The organism is Paenibacillus sp. FSL H7-0940 (assembly GCF_037979415.1).
Lineage (GTDB): Bacteria > Bacillota > Bacilli > Paenibacillales > Paenibacillaceae > Paenibacillus > Paenibacillus amylolyticus.
The window spans coordinates 2,391,562-2,413,131 of record NZ_CP150280.1 but is presented as its reverse complement, the minus strand read 5'-3'; the positions used below and the strand labels follow the sequence as shown (position 1 = coordinate 2,413,131).

The 21,570-nt window shown below is 42.7% G+C and carries 23 protein-coding genes; 15 read left to right on the top strand and 8 right to left on the bottom strand.

All coding sequences use genetic code 11. The features are described 5' to 3' along the window. Window positions 1–23: 23 nt before the first annotated feature. Complete coding sequence (metE, locus tag MHB71_RS10585) at window positions 24–2,318, bottom strand: 5-methyltetrahydropteroyltriglutamate--homocysteine S-methyltransferase (protein WP_340029534.1); 2,295 nt, start codon at window positions 2,316–2,318, stop codon at window positions 24–26. 315 nt (window positions 2,319–2,633) lie between these two features. Between metE and MHB71_RS10580 the strand changes: the two genes are divergently transcribed. Together MHB71_RS10580 and MHB71_RS10575 are read left to right on the top strand one after the other, a co-directional pair. After that, window positions 2,634–2,981, top strand: a complete 348-nt coding sequence (locus MHB71_RS10580; protein ID WP_340029533.1) for a DUF3888 domain-containing protein — start codon at window positions 2,634–2,636, stop codon at window positions 2,979–2,981. A 16-nt stretch (window positions 2,982–2,997) separates the two neighbouring features. Continuing rightward, complete coding sequence (locus tag MHB71_RS10575; RefSeq protein ID WP_340029532.1) at window positions 2,998–3,621, top strand: hypothetical protein; 624 nt, start codon at window positions 2,998–3,000, stop codon at window positions 3,619–3,621. Between the two features lie 124 nt (window positions 3,622–3,745). On the opposite strand, the gene MHB71_RS10570 is transcribed toward MHB71_RS10575, so the two are convergent. Then, on the bottom strand, window positions 3,746–4,411 hold the full coding sequence (locus MHB71_RS10570) for an MBL fold metallo-hydrolase (RefSeq protein WP_076327648.1): 666 nt from the start codon (window positions 4,409–4,411) through the stop codon (window positions 3,746–3,748). Window positions 4,412–4,629: 218 nt separating this feature from the next. Between MHB71_RS10570 and MHB71_RS10565 the strand changes: the two genes are divergently transcribed. Then, on the top strand, window positions 4,630–5,100 hold the full coding sequence (locus MHB71_RS10565; RefSeq protein WP_340029530.1) for a GNAT family N-acetyltransferase: 471 nt from the start codon (window positions 4,630–4,632) through the stop codon (window positions 5,098–5,100). A gap of 140 nt (window positions 5,101–5,240) precedes the next feature. On the opposite strand, the gene MHB71_RS10560 is transcribed toward MHB71_RS10565, so the two are convergent. Beyond that, window positions 5,241–5,606, bottom strand: coding sequence for a helix-turn-helix domain-containing protein (locus MHB71_RS10560; protein WP_026081085.1), 366 nt, complete (start codon window positions 5,604–5,606; stop codon window positions 5,241–5,243). 105 nt (window positions 5,607–5,711) lie between these two features. On the opposite strand from MHB71_RS10560, the gene MHB71_RS10555 reads away from it, so the two are divergent. Together MHB71_RS10555 and MHB71_RS10550 are read left to right on the top strand one after the other, a co-directional pair. Continuing rightward, a complete protein-coding gene (locus MHB71_RS10555; protein ID WP_340029529.1) occupies window positions 5,712–6,569 on the top strand; it encodes an arginase family protein in 858 nt (285 codons plus the stop codon). Window positions 6,570–6,713: 144 nt separating this feature from the next. Then, a complete protein-coding gene (locus MHB71_RS10550) occupies window positions 6,714–7,892 on the top strand; it encodes an MFS transporter (RefSeq protein WP_340029528.1) in 1,179 nt (392 codons plus the stop codon). Between the two features lie 87 nt (window positions 7,893–7,979). Here the strand turns inward: MHB71_RS10550 and MHB71_RS10545 are convergent, their stop codons facing one another. Further along, window positions 7,980–8,792: an undecaprenyl-diphosphate phosphatase gene (locus MHB71_RS10545; protein WP_036608062.1), complete on the bottom strand. Its 813-nt coding sequence runs from the start codon at window positions 8,790–8,792 to the stop codon at window positions 7,980–7,982. Between the two features lie 212 nt (window positions 8,793–9,004). On the opposite strand from MHB71_RS10545, the gene MHB71_RS10540 reads away from it, so the two are divergent. The 5 genes from MHB71_RS10540 to MHB71_RS10520 all read left to right on the top strand — a co-directional run bounded on the left by MHB71_RS10540 (window position 9,005) and on the right by MHB71_RS10520 (window position 12,958). Next, a complete protein-coding gene (locus MHB71_RS10540) occupies window positions 9,005–10,033 on the top strand; it encodes an ABC transporter substrate-binding protein (protein ID WP_083684209.1) in 1,029 nt (342 codons plus the stop codon). A 186-nt stretch (window positions 10,034–10,219) separates the two neighbouring features. Then, window positions 10,220–10,645 (top strand): MarR family transcriptional regulator, encoded by a 426-nt coding sequence (locus MHB71_RS10535; protein ID WP_017688556.1) that lies wholly within the window; start codon window positions 10,220–10,222, stop codon window positions 10,643–10,645. Between the two features lie 137 nt (window positions 10,646–10,782). Beyond that, on the top strand, window positions 10,783–11,427 hold the full coding sequence (locus tag MHB71_RS10530; protein ID WP_340029525.1) for an SDR family oxidoreductase: 645 nt from the start codon (window positions 10,783–10,785) through the stop codon (window positions 11,425–11,427). Window positions 11,428–11,478: 51 nt separating this feature from the next. Continuing rightward, entirely contained in the window at window positions 11,479–11,823 is a 345-nt protein-coding gene (locus MHB71_RS10525; RefSeq protein WP_017688554.1) for a rhodanese-like domain-containing protein, read from the top strand. A 112-nt stretch (window positions 11,824–11,935) separates the two neighbouring features. After that, window positions 11,936–12,958: an NADH:flavin oxidoreductase/NADH oxidase gene (locus MHB71_RS10520; RefSeq protein ID WP_253509499.1), complete on the top strand. Its 1,023-nt coding sequence runs from the start codon at window positions 11,936–11,938 to the stop codon at window positions 12,956–12,958. Window positions 12,959–13,091: 133 nt separating this feature from the next. On the opposite strand, the gene MHB71_RS10515 is transcribed toward MHB71_RS10520, so the two are convergent. After that, the gene (locus MHB71_RS10515; protein WP_340029524.1) at window positions 13,092–14,015 is read right to left on the bottom strand and encodes an AraC family transcriptional regulator; all 924 of its coding nucleotides are present in this window, start codon (window positions 14,013–14,015) and stop codon (window positions 13,092–13,094) included. 301 nt (window positions 14,016–14,316) lie between these two features. Here MHB71_RS10515 and MHB71_RS10510 point away from each other — a divergent pair, with 301 nt between their 5' ends. Beyond that, complete coding sequence (locus MHB71_RS10510; protein WP_340029523.1) at window positions 14,317–14,895, top strand: TetR/AcrR family transcriptional regulator; 579 nt, start codon at window positions 14,317–14,319, stop codon at window positions 14,893–14,895. Window positions 14,896–14,994: 99 nt separating this feature from the next. Here the strand turns inward: MHB71_RS10510 and MHB71_RS10505 are convergent, their stop codons facing one another. After that, the gene (locus MHB71_RS10505; protein ID WP_017688550.1) at window positions 14,995–15,408 is read right to left on the bottom strand and encodes a MerR family transcriptional regulator; all 414 of its coding nucleotides are present in this window, start codon (window positions 15,406–15,408) and stop codon (window positions 14,995–14,997) included. A 193-nt stretch (window positions 15,409–15,601) separates the two neighbouring features. On the opposite strand from MHB71_RS10505, the gene MHB71_RS10500 reads away from it, so the two are divergent. The 4 genes from MHB71_RS10500 to MHB71_RS10485 all read left to right on the top strand — a co-directional run bounded on the left by MHB71_RS10500 (window position 15,602) and on the right by MHB71_RS10485 (window position 19,287). After that, complete coding sequence (locus tag MHB71_RS10500; RefSeq protein WP_340029522.1) at window positions 15,602–16,642, top strand: NAD(P)-dependent alcohol dehydrogenase; 1,041 nt, start codon at window positions 15,602–15,604, stop codon at window positions 16,640–16,642. A gap of 186 nt (window positions 16,643–16,828) precedes the next feature. Further along, the gene (locus MHB71_RS10495) at window positions 16,829–17,302 is read left to right on the top strand and encodes an HIT family protein (protein WP_340029521.1); all 474 of its coding nucleotides are present in this window, start codon (window positions 16,829–16,831) and stop codon (window positions 17,300–17,302) included. Between the two features lie 105 nt (window positions 17,303–17,407). Further along, entirely contained in the window at window positions 17,408–18,661 is a 1,254-nt protein-coding gene (locus MHB71_RS10490; RefSeq protein ID WP_340029520.1) for a hypothetical protein, read from the top strand. Window positions 18,662–18,915: 254 nt separating this feature from the next. After that, window positions 18,916–19,287 (top strand): iron chaperone, encoded by a 372-nt coding sequence (locus MHB71_RS10485; protein WP_047842909.1) that lies wholly within the window; start codon window positions 18,916–18,918, stop codon window positions 19,285–19,287. Window positions 19,288–19,362: 75 nt separating this feature from the next. Here the strand turns inward: MHB71_RS10485 and MHB71_RS10480 are convergent, their stop codons facing one another. Both MHB71_RS10480 and MHB71_RS10475 read right to left on the bottom strand, forming a co-directional pair. Continuing rightward, entirely contained in the window at window positions 19,363–20,343 is a 981-nt protein-coding gene (locus tag MHB71_RS10480) for an aldo/keto reductase (RefSeq protein WP_076327636.1), read from the bottom strand. Between the two features lie 231 nt (window positions 20,344–20,574). Then, on the bottom strand, window positions 20,575–21,453 hold the full coding sequence (locus MHB71_RS10475) for an NmrA family NAD(P)-binding protein (protein WP_340029519.1): 879 nt from the start codon (window positions 21,451–21,453) through the stop codon (window positions 20,575–20,577). Window positions 21,454–21,570 lie beyond the last annotated feature (117 nt).

Sequence of the window (21,570 nt, the reverse complement as noted above, 5' to 3'; positions counted from 1 at the left end):
AAGTTATACTGCTTCGCAGTCGATTACAATACAGCAGCTGAAGCGTGATTGTTACGAGCGATTCTGGTTGCGTCAACCATGTTACGCAGAGAAGCTACCGTTTCTTCCTGTCCACGGGTTTTTAATCCGCAGTCCGGGTTAATCCAGAACAACTTCGGATCAAGAACACGCAGGGCACGTTCAATCATGCTGCTCATTTCATCTACACTCGGAACTCGTGGGCTATGGATGTCATATACGCCAAGACCGATACCGAGCTCATACGTATTTTCTTCAAAGCTATGAATCAGTTCACCGTGACTACGGGATGTCTCAATGGAGATAACATCTGCATCCATAGCTTCAATGGAATCAATCATGTCATGGAATTCGCAATAGCACATATGCGTATGGATTTGAGTCGTTTCATGCACCGTGCACGTGGAGATACGGAACGCTTTGACCGCCCAAGCCAGGTAATCGGCTTGTTCATTTTCTTTCAGCGGAAGCCCTTCACGAACAGCCGGCTCGTCAACCTGGATCATACCAATGCCTGCCTGTTCAAGTGCCTCGACTTCCTGTCTCAACGCATACGCCAATTGATAGGCAATCTGCTCACGAGCAATGTCTTCGCGTACGAATGACCAGTTCATGATGGTAATCGGGCCAGTCAGCATGCCTTTGACAGGACGTTCTGTCTGCGATTGGGCATATTTCGTTTCTTCCACTGTCATTTCACCCGTAAATGCAACATCACCGAAGATAATAGGTGGCTTCACGCAACGTGAACCATATGATTGTACCCATCCAAACTGTGTAAAGGCAAAGCCGGCCAGTTTCTCGCCAAAGAATTCAACCATGTCGGTACGCTCAAACTCACCATGTACCAGTACGTCAATTCCGATCTCTTCTTGAATCTTGATCCAGATATCAATCTGATCCCGGATGAAGGCAGCATACTGTTCGTTGTTCAACTCACCCTTGCGCCACAACTGACGTGCTTTTCTGACTTCGGCAGATTGTGGGAAACTACCAATCGTTGTTGTCGGGAAGAGTGGCAATTGCCATTTGGCCTGTTGAGCTTCATGACGCTCTGCAAAAGGACGGGAGCGCTCTGGCTGTTGAACACTGATGGAAGCAACGGCTTTCTGTACAGCGGTACGGTTTCGATCTTCGGATTGCTGAAGCGCTTGAAGGGTAAGCTCTGCTTCGTCTATTTTGGCAGTAATCTCTGCACTTGGTGAAGATAAGGCTGTAGTCAAAAGAACAATCTCATCCAGCTTTTCATCTGCAAATGCAAGAGCATTTTTCAGTTCAGATGTAAGTTTTGCCTCACGGTCTGTGGTTACTGGCACATGCAGCAGACTGCAAGATGATTGCACGATGATACGTTCAGGCGTCACGAACTCAGTCAATTCATTCAACAAATTCAGTTTTGTTTGAAGGGAAGCTTTCCAGATCCCACGTCCATCAATAATACCTGCACCAAGCACTTTGTCTGCCGGGAAACCGGATGTCCGAATGGATTGTGTGTTACCAGAGAGTCCGTGTACAAAATCAAGTCCTACACCTTGAACTGGCAATGCCACAATGTCGCTGTAGTTTTCGACAGATTCAAAGTACGTTTGCAGCATGATATTTAAGCCTGGAACAGCTGCTGCAAATGTTTCATATATTTTATTCAGACGCTGTACGTCTTCATCGCTTAATTTGGTTACCAGAATAGGTTCGTCGATCTGCACCCACTGAACGCCTTCGCTTGCAAGTTCTTGAAGCAATTGAGTGTAAAGTGGCAGCAAACGGTCCAACCAAGCGTCCGTCTCGGATTTATCATAGCCTTTGGAGAGCTTCAGGAAGGTTAACGGTCCAACGATAACCGGCTTGCCTTCAATGCCGAGTTTTTCTTTTGCTTCACGATAAGCGAGAAGCGGTTTGTTCTCCGTCAGAGTTGGGGAAGCTCCGTCCAGTTCAGGTACAATGTAGTGATAGTTGGTGTTGAACCATTTCGTCATTTCGCTTGCTGCGGCATCTTTCGTTCCCCGGGCAATGCCATAATATACGGACAACGGAACCGAGCCACCATCATAAGCAAAACGTTTAGGAATAATGCCAAACATCACGGCCGTATCCAGGATATGATCATAATAGCTGAAGTCATTAACCGGAATGATGTCGATGCCTTTTGCTTGTTGCTTGCGCAAATGATCGATACGAATCTCCTGCAAACGTGCGTGAAATTCTGATTCTTCCAGCTTGCCTGCCCAGAACGCTTCCAACGCTTTCTTCCATTCCCGATCAGCACCAATACGCGGATATCCCAATACACTACTTTTTGTCATCGTTTAAAACCCCTCTGCTTTTATGTTACACAAAATTTATCACAGATCCGGAGTTATAATGTAATTCCATTAAATTATACCTAGTTATAGCCTAGGGCTATATCAAAAGGTGCACGCTATATAAGTTGAACTAACGAGTATGTACACTTGCCACTCCGATGACAGAATAACCTTCCAACTCAGCTTAGGATAAATAATAGATAATAATATTTTGTATGCTTTTGCATTCACTCGGGATAATAAATAGTAAAAAGGTGGATGAGTATGGTAATTCAGAAACGTCTTTTTCTCTTAATACTTGCAGCTATAATATTAATGATAAATAGTGTTTCCCTACACACAGATGTTACATATGCAGATCCTGAGAGCGTACAGGAAGATGACTATAAGGCAATAGCACTTACGATGCTCAACCCATACATTGCCCGTGAGATTATCAGCTATTATCAGGAAAATCATAAACCGGTCCCTAGCTACGGTCTATATGATATTCATGTATTGGAACTTAAAAGGCGCACACAAGGTGGTTATAACTTTCGAACCGTTCTGGAAGTCAGAACGTTCTACGGTCCACATAACCCGCCACATGGGAAAGAGATCATTACGTTTGAAATAGACACCGCTAATGTTACAATGGTTAACTATGTTCATACGAATGATTGAAAGGAAGGCGGTACGCATGAACCTGTATCATATCCAGTCGACCGTGCATGGAATCAACAGAGTAACATCATTTCTGGAAGACAATTATATTGGTATTGCTTGGTCAGGTACAGGGGATCTGGAGCAAACGCCCCCGGAGCTATGGAAGGAACAGCTGGTTCAACACTATCCCTTGGATGAAGCAGAATTGGCGAGCACACTCGCGATATTACATATGTTTGCTAACCTCATGCAGGATGGAGATTATGTATTAATTAGCGATGATGAATGGACGTATGTTGGGGATATCGGGGATTATTATTACGACGATTCCGCTGGCACAGAAAACGACTTGATCTGTCACCGTCGCGGAGTTACATGGTTGGGTCGTATTCCTCTCGCTGAGCTCAATGACAAAGTGCAGGCACTGCAAAATGATTCAGCCATCCTTGCGAAGTTTGAGTATCCTATATCACAAGCACAACTGGATCGAGGTCTTGCAGTCAGCATAACAGCCGAAGCAACGAACTCTCTCACAACAGGGGTAGATGAAGCCACAATTCAGACAGCTCTCCAGGTGCTGAGAGAAGCGTTACACAGTGAAGAAGAAGAGCTGCGAATTCGTGCGGCTACAGCCATTTTGCAGTATGCCAAACAATAAACCCTTAACTACATAAATTGAACGAAACATTTACACAAAACGGAGATGACGGAAAGAACCTGAAGAAGGGGAGCGTTCGCCTACAAGCTTTTTGCAAGAAGCTACATCGGTAGCAAACTATTCGTTAGTTCATTTTATATAGCTCTGAGATCTGTTCATTTACATTCCTATGAGTTAGTCCTCCGTGATAACAAACCACAGATGAAATGTCGAGTTCGATATACTTTTTCAAAGAGATTCGAGCAGTCTCTGTATCCAGCGTAGTAGGTTCATGAATGCCTCCAAGCATGCCGTCTACACTGTACATTGAATCTCCGGCGATGAGCGTCTTGCTGTCCATCAAATATAGACTGATATGACCTGGCGTATGACCAGGTGTATGAATAACGCGAATTCCACCGCAAAACGGCAGTTCCTGACCATCAGTAACGGTTTCATCTACTTTTCCCATTGGAGGATGTTCAAGGTGACCATCTTTGAGAAGAGGGAGCTGCCCCTCAATATATGGTTTATCCAGCTCATGCGCATATATCTTGACTTGTGAGCCACACTCCTGCAAAATCTCGGGAAGACACCCGATATGGTCCATATCCTGATGCGTCAAAATCACTGCTTTAAGTTGGCTGATCGGCACACCAATCTTTTCGAGTGCGATACACAAATCGTCATATTGTCCAGGGAATCCGGTATCAATTAACACAACCATTTCTTCATCCCATATCAGCACAGGGTGAATTATATTCCCCTCAAAATCAAGCTGAAGCATCGTTATTCCCTTTGAAATTTCCATAATATCAGACCTCCGAGAGTTGAATTTCATATACATCGTTGCTCGTTATATTTCTTATGTAAACGAATAAAGACGGCAATAAGATACGTTGGGGTATTTATAGGGTGTACTTATAGAAATATTCAATGAATGGGGGAATTGACGCTTGCTGTTGGGAATGATAATTTAGATATATCATTAAAACCAATAAGTCCAATAAGATAAAGGGGGTATGTGGAATGACACATATCGTGCATGCAGCAGCTGAAGATATTCGGAGCGAGGATTCGCTACTATTGATCAAGGAACTGAGTGAAGAACTCGGTTTGTTGTATGGCGGTGATGGAACGGCGGGATTTCAACTGTCAGACGTTGAGGTGCCCCGTGCGACTTTTATCGTTGCCAGGATCGACGGGTATCCGGTTGGTTGCGGAGCACTTAGACCCCTTGATGAAACATCTGTAGAAGTTAAACGCATGTATACACGCAGTGGTTACCGCCGTAAGGGAATTGCCCAGGCTATATTGGCCGAGGCAGAGCGTCTTGCGAACGAACTTGGTTATACGAATCTGAAACTGCAAACAGGTCCCTTGCAACCAGAAGCTGCAGCGCTGTATGAGCGTGTAGGGTATTATCGAATTCCTGTTTTCAGTGGCAATTGGGACAGAGTGTTGGCCTACCAGAAAGATCTGATACACGAAAAAGTATAATTCTACGAATTACAGCTTTTATTTGCTGAACGGACAGAGGAACACAAGAGAAAAAGTAAAAAGTCGCCGATTGGCGACTTTTTGCATTTTACATACTGCATTTACTCCAATTATCTCATCTGAAATATAGACAAAAGCGTTCAATCCGTTGCGCTATTATTGATCGAAGGTTCTTGATGTTGGACACCCCATTCGCATAGTCCTTCCAAAACGGGCAATAACGTTTCAGCTTTGGCTGTCAGACGGTACTCGACTTTAGGAGGGACTTGAGGATACTCTTTCCGTTCGACCATACCATCTGCTTCCAATTCTTTGAGCTGTGAACTCAGCGTTTTATACGTGATAGCGCCGATCTGTCTTTTAAGTTCATTGAAGCGGACAGGCTGGTTATCAGCCAGAAGATACATAATCACCATTTTCCATTTGCCACCAATGACAGACAACGTATATCCAAAAGGGGTATCTTGAATGTTTTTAACTTTACCGTGGTATTCAGCCATACTCATCATTTACACTATCCTTCCGGGTAGTACCTATCATAAAAGACCGTACTATTTATTTGTTTGGGCTCAGTTTATACTAACCTTACTTTGAAGTAAAGGAGATTTACGATGACTCAAAAAACAATACGTCTGCTTATGCCACAATGGCAAGGTGGAGATAATCCAAACTACTCTTTTGGAGCGGAGCTGCTTGCATGGCTTGCACCTGACAATGATCAACCTCTCATTCATGTTCCTGTTGAGGCTTATGATGGAACATCTCTGGTAAGCGAGAACGGGATAAAAGGCAGAACACAGCTACTTCAGCAATTGCAGGCTGCCCAGCATATTATTCAAGCTCACCAGCCCGATCGCATTGTCATGTTTGGCGGTGACTGTTTGGTTGAACAAGCCCCGTTTGCTTATTTAAATGAACGATATGGCGGAGAACTTGGTTTGATATGGATTGATGCACATGGTGATCTGGTTAGATACGAGGGCTATGACAACGGTCATACTTTACCGCTTGGGAACCTTCTTGGGGAAGGCGATCCGGAGTTTGCTAAACATGTGAGTGTCCCCTTGAAGCCCGAACATGTCTTCATGGCCGGGTTGACAACCCCCACGGAACAGGAAACCGAAGTGATTCAAAGATTGGGTATCCGAACGGCTGGAACTGAAGAATTAACCCATGGCATGGATTCGATTAAGAAGTGGATTAAAGAGACTGGGTTCAAACACCTGGCAATTCATCTTGATCTGGATGTGCTTGATCCCAACATGTTCCGTTCATTGTTATTCGCCAAACCAGGGGAACCTTATGTGTTTTCACCAGCGGGAACCATGCAATTACCACACTTGCTTCATCTGATCAAAGAACTGTCTGAAGAAACAGATATAGTTGGATTAGGGATAACTGAGCATATGCCGTGGGATGCCATTAACTTGAAGAATTTGCTTGGAGAAATACCTATCCTGAACCAGTGATATAGGTTATAAGTCGCCAGAATATATCAGAATACTGATATAAAGAGTCAAAATATAGGAAGATTACAGATAGAAATATCAATATTATTATATGGGTGGTTCGATGAGAATCAGAAATTAAACAAACTGAGGAGAGACACCCAGATGGTCACGTTATTGTTAATCATTATTTATCTCGCATTTATAGGGCTGGGATTACCTGATGCTTTACTTGGCAGTGCCTGGTCCGTTATGAAAAACGATATACATGCGACAACAGAAATGGCTGGTTACATATCGCTAATCATTTCATTTAGTACAGTAGTGTCCAGTCTGTCCGCCAGCCGATTGTTACACCGGTTCGGAACGGGTAAAGTCACGTTATTCAGTATCCTCTCAACAACGATCGCGCTGTTGGGATTCTCATTTTCTGAGAATTTTGTGTTTTTACTGATTCTGGCGATCCCTCTCGGCTTAGGTGCAGGTTCGGTGGATGCGGCACTAAGTAATTATGTAGCATTGCATTTCAAGGCCAAGCATATGAACTGGTTGCATTGTTTCTGGGGAATTGGCGCAGTGACAGGCCCACTCGTTATGGCATATTGGCTGAATCAAGCAAACAACTGGCGTGCAGGATACGTTACTGTGGGGTTGATTTTGCTTGGGATCGTGGTGGTCTTATTATCAACTTTGTCTCTATGGAAGATTTTTGAGAAGGGAAGAGTAGAGGGTTCAGGTGATGAGAAGAAACGCGTAAGCAACCGTGAGGCCTTACGTATCCCCGGCGTGAAAATGTCGATGCTTGCGATGCTCTGTTACAACGGTTCCGAAACTGCAGCCGGTCTGTGGATGGCTTCATTCTTCATCGGAAGCAAAGGAGTTTCCCCAGGTACTGCCGCAGCACTATCCTCCCTATTTTTTATTGGCATCATCTTGGGACGTGTGATCTCAGGTTTTCTTTCCACTCATGTATCCAGCAAAATTCTCATCAGGTATGGTGGAATCGTTGGATGCTTCGGGCTGGTTATCCTGGTTATGCCGATTCCGTATTGGATTGCCGCAGGTGCATTATTCATCGTGGGATTGGGCGGAGCACCGATCTATCCGAGTATTGTTCATGCGACACCGGAACGCTTCGGTGAGAAGGCATCCCCAAGTGTAATTGGACTTGAAATGGCCAGTGCCTATACAGGTTCAACACTCATCCCGTTAGGTATGGGACTTATAGCCAGCCAATGGGGAATGTCAATGGTACCCCTGATCCTGCTGATTCTGTTCAGTGTCATGTACACGGCAACAGAGCTGGTTAACAGAAGCAACAAGGCTACGCGTCTGACCGTCTAGCTCTTGCTATAGGTCATTAAGGTTCTGCCACTATACAACAAAGGAACAACCATCGCTGGTTGTTCCTTTTGGTGTGTGGACTATTTTTTATAAGAAGATCAGTAACAATGTTCCTGCAGCAAAACAGTAATACGAAAAGTATTTCAGATTGCCTTTGGCCATAATGCCCATAAACCATCTCATGGAGAAATACGTGACAAAGAGTGTCGTGATGAATGCGATCAGATAAGGGATAGCCAGTTGTGATCGATTCGGATCATTGGCAATGTCGGATACCCCCATGATAAGTCCGCCAATACTGATGGGAATGTACAGCATAAAGGAGAACTTCAAAGCTGTTTCCTGTTTCATGCCAACAGCGATGGACGCAATTACAGTTGCCCCTGAGCGGCTAATCCCCGGAATAAGAGCGACCGCCTGAGCCAGACCTACCAACAATGCATCTTTCGTAGACAGATCACCGTCTTGCTTGCGACCACGAAGATTACGAATAAGCCACAAGGCAACCCCGGTGATTAATAGCGCGATGGAAACGGTATATACGGATGAGAAGATTTCTTCAATCCGGTCCTTGAACAGGACTGCAACGACAGCAGCAGGGATCGTACCAATAATTATGTATAAGCAAAACATGAAGTCTGCTCGATATTCTTCTTTACGAGTACGCAGGTAACCTAATGCACCAATAATCAACTTTTTAATATCTTCCCGGAAAATAAAAATAATAGCGATAAGTGATGCTGTGTTTGTTAAAATCTCAAATGACAATCCATTCTGCTTGATGCCCATAAGTTTCTGGGCGATGATCAGATGACCGCTTGAGGAGACGGGGATTGGCTCCGTCGCACCTTGAACAATACCTAAAAACAAATACTTTAACCACAATATAATCTCTTCCATGTTGTCCTCCTTGATTACGTTTCATTGGCTTTTCAAAACTCACTTTTTTAAAAAAAAAGTGAATGGTTTACTCTATTGATGATAGCTGTTTAACTTGGTGACTTGCAAGTTAGAGTTCATAGAGGGGGTGAAGTAAACATAGCTTGTCAAATCCTGCATAGCATGATATCGTTGATAACGATTATCAATATCAACGAAAAGGTGGGTTTATTTTGCGTAAACAGATAAAATCAATATGGATCATGATGGCACTTATCTTGCTGATTGTACTTAGTGCATGTGGTCAGTCTGCTACGACCAATAGTACAAACGGGGACAGCACGAATGCGGCTACGGAGACAGAAACCAAGACGGACTCGGATTCAGCTTCTTCCGCTGAATCAACGGCAACTGCCGAAGAGGAACTTGTTACATATCAATCGGATGCAGGCGAAGTACAGGTACCGAAGAATCCTAAGCGTATTATTGATTTGACATCATTTTCGACAGGCTACTTTGTTGCCTTGGATGCACCGGTAGTCGGCGCTTTATCAGGAGCGATGAACAACAAATATATCAAGGATCAACTTGCAGCAGCGGGCACCAGTGATCTGGGTCAAGAGCCTACACCAGAGAAACTAATCAGTTTAAAACCTGACTTATTTATCGTGTACACTGGAACAGAGGGCATCGACAAGCTGGAGCAGATTGCGCCTGTTGTACAGATTGCATATGGTAAGCGCAATTTCAAGGATCTAATGCTTGAAATGGGTAAGCTCACCAATAGAGAAGACGCAGCGAAAGCTTGGAATGCTAAATGGGAAGCGAAGATCAACGAACTGAAGCCCAAGGTTCAGGAAGCTGTAGGCGATCGTACCGTTTCCATACTGAATCCATACGCCAAAGGATTATTTGTATTCGGTCATAACTATGGTCGAGGTGGTGAAATTATTTACGGGGAGTTTGATCTCAAGGCGCCAGCCAAGGCCCAAGCTGAAGCGATTGACAGCGGAACTGGATGGGCTTCAATCTCCATGGAACTATTACCGGAGTATGCGGGGGATATCATCTTCACCAGCCCGTGGTCGGGAGATACAACCGATCCCAAGATCGTATATGACAATACATTATGGAAGAACTTGCCTGCGGTGAAGGCAAATCATGTGTTCCAGCTTGATCCGACTTCAGACTCGTACAACGATCCGTTAACGTTGGAAGGTCAGCTTCAATTTATTTCCGATAGCCTGCTTACCGCGAAGTAAGATTAGACTGCATAAATGGTAATACTGGAGCATTTCCAAATGTCGTTACAAGACGGGGAAATGCTCTTCTTATGAGCTTAGAATGTTATATACGTCGAACTTGGATGGGTTTTGACCAATGTAATTAAGCTTGATACAATAGGATAACAGCTGATGAACATTAAATATCAAGTGGGGTGATCTAGATTGCAGCAAAAGAGTGAACGTTTGAATGTTTGGTTGGCTTTCTCTAACATTCATACCCATCTGAACGAGAAGCTGGAACAAGCTCTGCTTCAACAATATGACTTATCTTTGAAGGAATTTTATGTATTAAACTTCATATATAATGCGGAGGGTAAGGAATTACGCCTACAGCAACTTCAAGAACTAGTAGGGTTGAGCCAAAGTGCTACTTCCAGGCTCGTCGTTAGGATGGAAGCCAAAGACTGTGGGGCTCTGGAAAGACATGCATGTGAAGATGACCGGCGTGGCATTTACACTCGAATTACGGAGCTTGGAGAGAATAAATACAAGAAAGCACTTCAAACGTTTAATCAGGTCTTGCAAACTGAATTGGAACAGGATGGATTTGAGACTCGATTAGAGAACCTCACTAAAGAATTGTTCTAAGGCTAGGGGAAATATAGGGTAATGTAGTCATTTACCCTATAAGAAGACTTGACACTCATTAATATATCCGTTAAATTAAATGCATGCGCATGAATTTAATATGGATGCGGTGATTTTGTATAAAGGAGGTATTGAACATGAAGGTCTTCGTTGTAGGATCAAATGGACAGATTGGTCAACAACTTATTCATCTTTTGAAGAATAGTGAAGAACACACCGTTCTTGCCATGGTACGAAAACAAGAACAGGTAGATTCATTTGCAGCACAGGGTGTGGAAACGGTGCTTGCCGACTTGGAAGGTACGGTTGACTCACTTGTAGCTGCTGCAACGGGTTGTGATGCCATTGTATTTGCGGCTGGTTCTGGCGGTACAACGGGATATGATAAAACACTCCTGATTGATCTGGATGGTGCCGGGAAAACCATTGAAGCGGCTCAAAAAGCGGGTATTGATCGATTTATCATGGTGAGTGCGATCCAAGCCAATAATCGTGAGAACTGGCATGATAACATCCTTCCATATTATGCAGCGAAACACTATGCTGATAGATTGTTAGAGATCAGTGGATTAACATATACCATTATACGTCCAGGGATTCTAATGAATGGACCGGGAACAGGTAGAGTTACTGCTGCTGAGAATATTACAACTGGTAACATTGCTCGTGAAGATGTAGCTCATGTGATTTTGGCCAGTTTGAGTGAGAAGAATACCTACAAGCGTTCATTTGATCTAATCGCTGGTGAGGATACAATATCTGAGGCATTGAGTGGGCTCTGATCCGAAACAAAATTTTCAACGATATCTGATGAGTTAAGAGAGGGCTATACAATGATTATGTTGATGCTTTTGACCTTCATATTAGGTATCTTCATCGTTGTACGTCAATTTTGGCCAGTACGCAATCTTGAATATATAGATTATCAAGTATTCCTCAGACAAGAGCGTGATTTTCGGCAGTATAAAGTGATTGATATTCGAGATGCGACGGATTATATGGCTAATCCTACTCCGGATACGATTAACATCTCATTGGGACGCCTTGCTTTCACATGGGAAAAATACCTTCTTCGAGAAGATAACGTAATTATAATGTCACCTGGTATGCTTCAATCCAAAAAGGCTGTTCGTATTTTGCGAAAGCATGGATTTGAATGTCTTTATGTGATGAAGTAAAAGATATATGTGAGTTCTAAATCATACGGAGTTATTAATTGTAGGCATTTTTTTGATGCTTGCGCATGCATTTTTATTAGACATGATTCATAAAAAGGGGAGTTTTATTTTGATGACAGATTTGTTTAGTCCATATTCTTTTAAAAGCCTGGAGCTTAAAAACCGTGTTGTAATGGCTCCAATGTGCCAATATTCAGTTGAGCAAAAAGATGGTATTGCAACAGATTGGCATTATATGCACTACGTAAGTCGTGCCGTGGGAGGAACAGGTCTCATTATCATTGAAATGACAGATGTGGAGCCGGATGGCCGAATCTCAGATTATGATCTTGGGTTATGGTCAGATGAACAGATCCCGGCTCTGAAGCGGATCGTAGATGCGTGTCACAGTTATGGCGCCAAGGTTGGCATTCAGATTGCTCATGCGGGCCGCAAAGCAGAAGATGCTGAGGTTCCAGTTGCTCCGTCCGCGATCGCCTTTGATGAGAATTCCAAGCAACCTCGAGCGCTTACAACGGACGAAGTAAAAGGAATGGTTGAAAAATTCCGGAGTGCTGTAGCTCGTGCTGTAAAAGCGGGCTTTGATGCGATTGAGCTTCATGGCGCACATGGATATCTGATTCATCAGTTCCATTCTCCACTAACAAACAAGCGAGAAGACGAATATGGTCAAGATTTAACGTTATTCGGCCGGGAGATCATTCAGGCTGCAAAGGCAGAGATGCCCGAGGATATGCCCTTGATGATGCGTATTTCAGCCAAAGAATACGTCGAAGGTGGCTATGGCATTAACGAAAGTTCCGAGTTTGCCAAGGCTTATAAAGAGGCAGGTGTTGACGTATTTGACATCTCATCTGGTGGCGAGGGACCTATTGGTGCATCGGGCAGACCAGGAACTCACGCAGCTTATCAAGTACCTCTCGCTAAAGCAATCAAAGAAGCTCTTGATGTGCCTGTGATTGCTGTTGGAAGGCTGGACGACCCGAAATTGGCAAATGCAGTCATCGGAAATGAAGAAGCTGATCTCGTTGCAGTCGGAAGAGGGTTGTTAAGAAATCCTTACTGGGCCTTGGAAGCTGCGTCTGCTTTGCGCAAGACAACGGACGTTCCAAAACAATATACGAATGGTTTTTAATGTATTAATAATTTAACGATTAAATGATCTTCATTAATACAGAAATAAGAAAGGACTCCTCTAATAAAACAGAAGGAGTCCTTTTTGAGGTTAAACTATACAAGGTAAAGGAACGATATTAGCCAGTAACCAGTCAAGAGATGGTAGTTGGCTCATCGCTTCCGCCTCTCAAGCGTTTAATATCTTCTCTGGGCGGAAATCCGAACATGCGAGAATATTCACGGCTGAATTGGGAAGGGCTCTCGTAACCTACCTGAAATGCTACATCTGCTGCATCGGTGGACTTGGATAATAACAAGCGGCGCGCTTCTTGCAGCCTAAGTTGTTTTTGAAACTGAATCGGACTCATGGCAGTCACTTCTTTAAAGTGTCTGTGCAGCGAGGCAGTGCTCATATTTGCCAAATCCGCCAATTCCTCAACCCGAAAATTCCGCTCAGAGTGATTCATAATATATTCAATAACGTCTCTGATTCGATAGGTATGGCTGCCCTCCATGGTAGCTTGTTCCAGGGCAGTCCCATGTGGGCCTTTCAGAACTTTATAGAGAATTTCTTTTTTGAACAAAGGAGCGAGCAGCGGGATATCTTCCGAATGATCTTCCAACAAACGGGCTAACCTGACGACTGCATCCAGCAGAGACGGCTCAGCTTGGCTGACAAACATCGCACGTCTCGTTGTTTTCCGCGGTCTTGCTGGGAAATCGGAATGGTTCAATACCTCCAGAATCTCACTGGATGTGAATTCAAGCTTCAGGGCCAGATAGGGAGCCTCAGACGAGGCTTGGATTACTTGTCCACTAACCGGCAAGTCAACGGTTGCCACGATATAACTTCCTGGACCATACCGGAAACGATCCTGTCCCAGCAGGACCTCTTTCTCACCCTGAACGATAATGCAAAAGGATGGTTCATTCACTCTAAATATAGGTTCAGTAACGACCGATTCACGGATTAGAAATAATGAAGGGATTGCCGTAGGATGTACCCCATCCTTGTCAGAATAACGATCAATGAGTGTGGCTAATTCGTTTTGTTGTTCATGTATTTGATCAGACATGCAAAGTTCTCCTTTTTTCCTCACAACATAATAATCACATTCTATCGTATATTGACCGAAGGCGGTAGAAAACGGATAGGAATAGGCAAACATTTGATGTGAATGGATAAGACATTCTGATTGCTGGTTACATAATCACAAGTACACAGGTCATGATATACAACAAGTACAGAAGATATACACTTACGGTTCAGCTAATACATGCTAAGATGAGAATGAGAATGAGAATGAGAAGGGTATCTGCATCTTTTATTTACTGATCGTTCCCGATGTGTTAGATTGATTTTGGGAGGGAAGTCGAATGGCTAGAAGTAAAGAGTTTGAAGTGAACGAAGTATTGGATAAAGCAATGAAGATCTTCTGGGAACAAGGTTACGAGAAGACGTCGATGAGTGATCTGGTTGAGCATATGGGCATTCATCGCAGAAGTATATATGATACGTTCGACGATAAACATACGCTGTTTTTGAAGGCTATGGATCGTTATAGTGGCAAGATCAGCGCCACATTACTCGCAGAAATCAAGGCATCCAAGACGGCAGTGGAAGCACTGCATAAAATTTTCGATGTTATGATCAGTGAAGCAGAGGATACGCCATCGGGATGCTTGATCGTGAACTCCGCCGTGGAGCTAGGCGCGCGTGATCAGGAAGTGGACAACCGATCTCTTGAATCGTTTAACGAAGCTGAGCGGATGTTCGAGCAGATCATTCAATGGGGGCAGCGGGAGGGAGAATTCTCTTCTGATCATGATGCAAAGGAAATGGCAGAGTACCTGCACAATATTTCTGTCGGCATCAGAGCCATGGCAAGAACCTCGACGGATAAAGAAAAATTAAACCGTATTATCAATGTAACGATGAAACTTTTGGAAAAATGATGAGTAGAGACATACCCAAAAAAGTAGCTTGAAATCCGTTAGAGGACTCCAAGCTACTTTTTTTGTGCGCTAATTTTAGAAAATAGAAAGCATGAAACATCAATTGGTGATGGCATTTTCCATCGGTTTAATTTTGTGAATCTCTTCGGTCCCAGCCTCCAAAGCTGTTTCGTAGTAGGAGCGTTTGTGCTCGATGACTTCCATGGTTCTTCTTAGTTCCTCCATTTGTGCTTCCACAATAGCTTTTCGCTCCGTAAACATGTCATATCTTTGCTTCAGCGAGGAGTCCCCTTCAGAGCACCATTCAATAAAGTCCTTAATGTCTTTAATAGGCATGCCGGTCAGCTTCAGACATTGGATGATCTTTAGAAAGTCAATGTCGGAGTCTTTGAACAAACGTGTTCCACTCGTGGTACGTTCCACAAAAGGCATGAGTCCTTCCTTGTCGTAGTAACGCAATGTATATACCGTAAGGTCTAATTTTTTGGCAACTTCACCGATTGAATAGGTCATTTAGAATGAATTCCTTTCTACTAGGGGTAGACTTCGAGTTAGCTCTAGGATTGATCCGAGTGAATTCTAACATGTTGGATTACTGGATGTCAAAGTACATTGGAGATAAAAAAAATAAGATAAACATTTGACCTAGAGTTAACTAGAGGGGGTAAGATTATTTTGAACTTTAAATTACTAGGAGGTTATCCCATTGATTATAGCTAAAGCCAGAGCCGTTGACGGACCAGACCAACAATTCAGAAGTGCTGAAATTAAACGACGTGATCTGGATACTAATGATGTATTAATCGAGATTAAATATGCCGGTATCTGCCATTCTGACATCCATACTGCCCACGGTGAATGGGGCCCTGTGAATTATCCACTTGTTCCTGGACACGAGATTGCCGGGATTGTAACCGATGTAGGAACAGGGGTCTCCAAATATAAAGTCGGTGATCGAGTAGGAGTCGGATGTATGGTTGACTCTTGTGGCGAGTGTGATAACTGCCGCAAAGGTGAAGAGCAATACTGTCTCAAAGGAAATATTCCTACTTACGCTGGTGTAGACAAATACGGTGAGCCTACGCAAGGTGGATATTCAACTCATATTGTTGTCGTAGAGAATTTCGTCGTTCGCATCCCTGATAACATTGCACTTGATGCTGCTGCACCTTTGCTCTGTGCCGGTATTACGACATATTCGCCACTGCATCACTGGGGAGCTGGCCCAGGTAAAAAAGTTGCCGTTGTAGGTATGGGTGGTCTAGGTCATATGGCTGTCAAAATTGCGCATGCGATGGGTGCCGAAGTAACGGTTCTCTCCCAATCCTTGAGCAAAAAAGAAGATGGACTACAATTTGGTGCAGATCACTACTTTGCCACAAGCGAGCCGGAAACATTCGAGAAACTTGCAGGCACATTTGATCTGATGATTAACACGGTAAGTGCGAATATTGACATTAACGCTTATTTCTCACTGCTCACACTGGATGGTACACTCGTGAACGTGGGTGCTCCTGCAGAGCCTTTAGCTGTTAACGTATTCTCACTCATCGGCCATCGCCGTTCATTCGCAGGTTCCATGATTGGTGGCATTCGTGAGACGCAGGAAATGCTCGATTTCTGTGCAGAACATGATATTGCGCCTAACATTGAGGTTATCTCCGCTGACCAGATTGACGAAGCATACAAACGTGTACTGGCTTCCGACGTGAAATATCGCTTTGTTATTGATATCAGCACCATGTAATTGTGAAGTGTGCAATAATGATAGTTAAAGATAGTAGAAAGCAGCTGCCGCCAAGGTCAGCTGCTTTTTGCTTTTCAGTTTGTTAATTGCTGATCATTCTACAACCCGTGCTCTTTTCGCAACGAACAGAAGATACCTGCGTCTAATAACTAGTAAAGTAAACATGAAAGGAGTGGAATGAGAAAGATGACAGCATCATTTTCACATCAGCCGGAAGGTTACGAATGTCCATTTTGTCGTATTTGGGGTATCGAGCGACCTGATCAGGGAACAAAACAAAGGGATATCATCTATCAAAATGAAAAGGTAACGGCATTTATAGCGGGCAAATGGTGGCCAAACAATAAAGGACATGTTCTTATTGTTCCGAATCAACATTTCGAGAACATCTTTGAACTCCCTGCGGATTACGCTGTTGAAATTCACCGTGCGGCTCAGCTTACAGCATTTGCAATGAAAAGTACATATGGATGTGATGGGATTTCGACACGGCAACATAATGAACCTGCTGGCAATCAAGACGTGTGGCATTATCATCTGCATGTTTATCCTAGATACGTGAATGATCAATTGTATCTGACAAATGGTTCCCAGTCCGATCCAGATGAACGCTCGCTCTATGCGGATAAGTTGCGTTCTTGGATAAAGGAAAACATTTAAGGTCTAGAAGGAGATGAATCTGAGACCCTATGTTATATTTGATCAGAAGTAAGCTACATTAGGATATTCTTTGTAACGAAAAAATCATAAGATAAGAGAAGGGCTGTGCCAGTATTGAAAGGTAAGATATCTAAAAGATTGCTAGCAATTTTCGTAGTTTTAACTTTGTATGTAGGTAGCACAAATCAGTTGTATGCAGAATTTACCGAATTAAGCTTAGAGGAGCACGGAGGGCTACAGCAAGACTGGGTACATACTCTTCCTAAAGAATTTAATTATCTGAACTTTGAACTAGGATACAATCCTCAAGACAGTATTAACCATGCTGCTCAGCTTGTCATGCTAAACCCGGGTACTTTGTCTGGTAATAACTTCGGCCTATACACGATAAATAATAAGACAGGGAAAATTGCCTGGGCGTACGACATAAAAAATAAAGTGAAAATTTTTTACCCTTTGAATCACGCTTGGTTCTACAACGAGAGCGGCAGTATATTCTATCAGTATTCTACGAATCACGGGAAAACATTTAACATTCTTAGTTTGGATTCGAAAGGAAAGCGTTTATTCGAGAAGAAGGATTTAAGTTTCTCAAATATCTATCCGTATAAAAACGGAATTGTTCTACAACAAACAGATTATCTTAAAAATCAGTCTCGTTTTATCACATTAAATTCCAAAGGAATAACGACAAGCGAAACTGTGTTAGGTTATAAAACTCAAGTACTGACTTCTGGTTATGTACTCCATTTTGTAGGTGAGAATAAAATCGAGGTTTTCAAAGATGTAACCTCTTTGAAAAAGCCATTATTTACATTTAACTCCAAAAAGTTTGGTGGATTCTACGTTGCGGGTTATCATCAATTAAGTGGCGGTACATTAATTGTAGAATATGCAAGATCCAATTCATATGGTGGACAGAAATTAATGGCTTATGGAGTTAATGGTAAACTCAAATGGGAAACCGTGCTTGATAGAAACATGAACATTTCTATGCATTCAACCGGAAGTAAACTATTAATCGATAACAAATCTGAACACAGTATCACTTTATATGATCATAACTTCAAAAAGCTGTTTTCTCGTGCGTATGAAGGAGAGCTTAATTTTAATGGTTTTATGAGCTCCTACCGAAACGATAGCTATATTGAGTATACAAGCTTTGGAACCATTGATGACAAATGGGGAGAGAGGTATACCTTAATGAAAGATAATGGAGACATAATACTTAGTAAATACTTTGTTTTAGATGATGTGCATAAGAGTAACTTTGCTTATGACTCGTCCGAAAATGTGGTCTATCGCACCATGGTTAGCGACTACCGATATAATCTGATTAAATACAAGGTAACTAAATAGTAGTTGTAGTACCGTTGATAATAACAATCAACGGTTTTTTTTTATATTCTATGAAGGTTCAATATTTATTTGGATGAAGGTTTGCAATTCAATCCTGTTTTAAACATTGTAAAAAAACTATTAAGAGTCATTGTTATCACATATTCTTTTTGCATTGAAACAACCGACAGGTGTTTTTGAATTTGATATTCATGATAGAATAAAATTGAATTGGACAATATAAGTAGTAGATTTCTTGTTATAGGGGGAAACTAATGGAGACCTTTGCAGAATTTATAGCACGCATCGATAACCCGGAACACCAGGCACGAACGGAAGAAGTTTTGAACTGGGTCACTGAAAAATTCCCGAATTTAAAACAAAAAATAGCCTGGAATCAACCGATGTTTACCGACCATGAGACCTTTATTATTGGCTTTAGTGTATCCAAGCAACACTTGGCTGTTGCTCCCGAGAAGGCAGGAATTAATCGTTTTTCGGAAGAGATCACACAGGCGGGTTATGATCACACCAAAGAGTTGGTGCGGATGAAGTGGAAACAGGAGATTGATTTTTCGTTACTTGAGAGAATGATTGAGTTCAATATAGCGGATAAGGCAGAATGTTCAACATTCTGGCGAAAATAAATCGTGATATAAAAAGAAGACCCCCAACTTCCGGATACGGAAAGAGGAGGTCTTCTATATTTTAAGCAAAAGCGATTATTGAGCACCTACTACGGGGTGAGGTACATAAGGCTCTTCAAGGAAAGTTACGTCTTCTGAGGTCAACTTAACGGAAAGAGCACCTACAGCATCTTCCAGATGCGATATTTTGGTGGCACCGATAATTGGTGCCGCTACAGTGTCTTTTTGCAGCAACCAGGCAAGTGCAATGTGTGTGCGAGGGACACCGTATTTTTCTGCAATGGATGCAACTCGTTCAACAACAAGCCGATCCGCATCACTTGTCGCATTGTACTTGGATTTCTGAATTTTGTCTGTCTCGGATCGAAGTGTTGATACGGACCAGTCACGGGTTAACCTGCCTGAAGCAAGAGGACTGTAGGGAGTCACACCAATCTTTTCTTCCTTGCATAAAGGCAACATTTCTCGTTCCTCTTCACGGTAGATGAGATTCAGGTGGTTTTGCATGGAGACAAACTTGGTCCAACCATTTTTCTCTGCTACATGTAATGCTTTTTGGAACTGCCATGCAAACATGGCCGAAGCGCCAATATATCTCACTTTACCGGACTTCACCACATCATGTAAGGCTTCCATGGTTTCTTCAATAGGCGTATTGTAGTCCCAACGATGAATGATATAGAGATCCACATAATCGGTTTCCAATCGTTTCAGGCTTTTATCAATCTCACTCAGGATGGCTTTTCTGGAAAGACCAGAACCGTTGGGTCCTTGATGCATTTGTCCGTGTACTTTGGTAGCAATGACAACCTCATCCCGATTGGCATAATCTTTTAACGCCCGACCAAGATACTCCTCGCTTGTACCCAGAGAGTATACATTCGCTGTATCGAAGAAATTAATGCCTAGATCCAGCGCTTTCTTTATCACCGGGCGAGAATTTTCTTCATTCAGTACCCATTCATGAACCCATTTACTGGCATCCCCAAATCCCATACATCCCAGGCAAAATCGAGATACGTCCAAGCCTGTATTACCAAGTTTAGTATATTCCATGTCATGTTCAAATCCTTTCTAATGTTTATTATTGCCACCTGTAGGGTGATCTATATACACATTATTATGTCATAATGAAGGGAACAACCTGTACCACATTTCTATCAAAGTTTTGCCTAATCCTATCAGAATCTCTGAATTTGAATCAGTTGAGCCCATTAAAGTTCTCATATAAAAAGAACAAGCCACTCGTTTCTCCGTTGGAGATTCAAATGGCTTGTTCATAAAATATTATTTAATCATTGTTTGATGAATCCAATCGCTTATTTTGGTTAATTTAAGATTGGCTTTGATATTATCATCTAACTCTTCATACCGTGGAAGAAGATCTGTATGCCCATCAATCCATTGGTACAATCCTTTAAGACCTGCTGCTGTCTCACTTCCCAACAAAGGCTGAATCGCTGCTTCAAAATGATCAAAAGGAAGAGACATGAAGCTGATCTTTTCACCTAATACAGCACTGAATTGTTCCGCTAATTGTGTACCTGTCAGGGCTTCTAATCCTGGTGCTGGGATAATGCTTCCTGCCAATTCCGAATGAGTCAAGGCATAGTAGTGGAATTGAGCTGCATCGTTTAAGCTAATCCAGGAGATCGGCTTGTCTGCTGGTACCGGGTAGGCCAAAACGCCATTGTTCAGTATTCCGGGAATCAGGAAGTTTTCCAAGTATACAATGGGTTCCACAATGATATATGGAAGACCACTTTGCTGCAATTCGTGGATAACTTCACGTTTCAATTCAATTCCTTTGGAATGGGTGATAGGGTCAGGAACATAGGTACCTGTGTTAACTACAATCAATTTAACGTTTGCCTGTATAGCAGCATCAATTACATTTTTGGTATATTGTCTGATCTTATCCGGATTGAACTCCACCGGCAGGTTCAGGAAGACTTTACTTACACCTTCATGCGCCGTATGGAGCTGTTCCACATCTGATAGATCCCCGATGAAAGCTTCAATGTTTTGTTCCTTCAGTGTGTTGGCTGTTGCCTCATTTCGAGTAATCGTGCGAACCTCACAACCGTGTTGAACGAGTAATTGAGCGACAGCGCCGCCTTGGGCGCCCGATGCCCCATATACTAAAAATCGATCACTTTGTGTCATAGTGGTCAATAACTTCCTTTCAATATGTGATTGGAATGAATGAGTTAACACTCAACAATGACCTCAGCATAACGGATTTAGAATAGGAGCGTAAGTACGCACATTAATGATATAGAG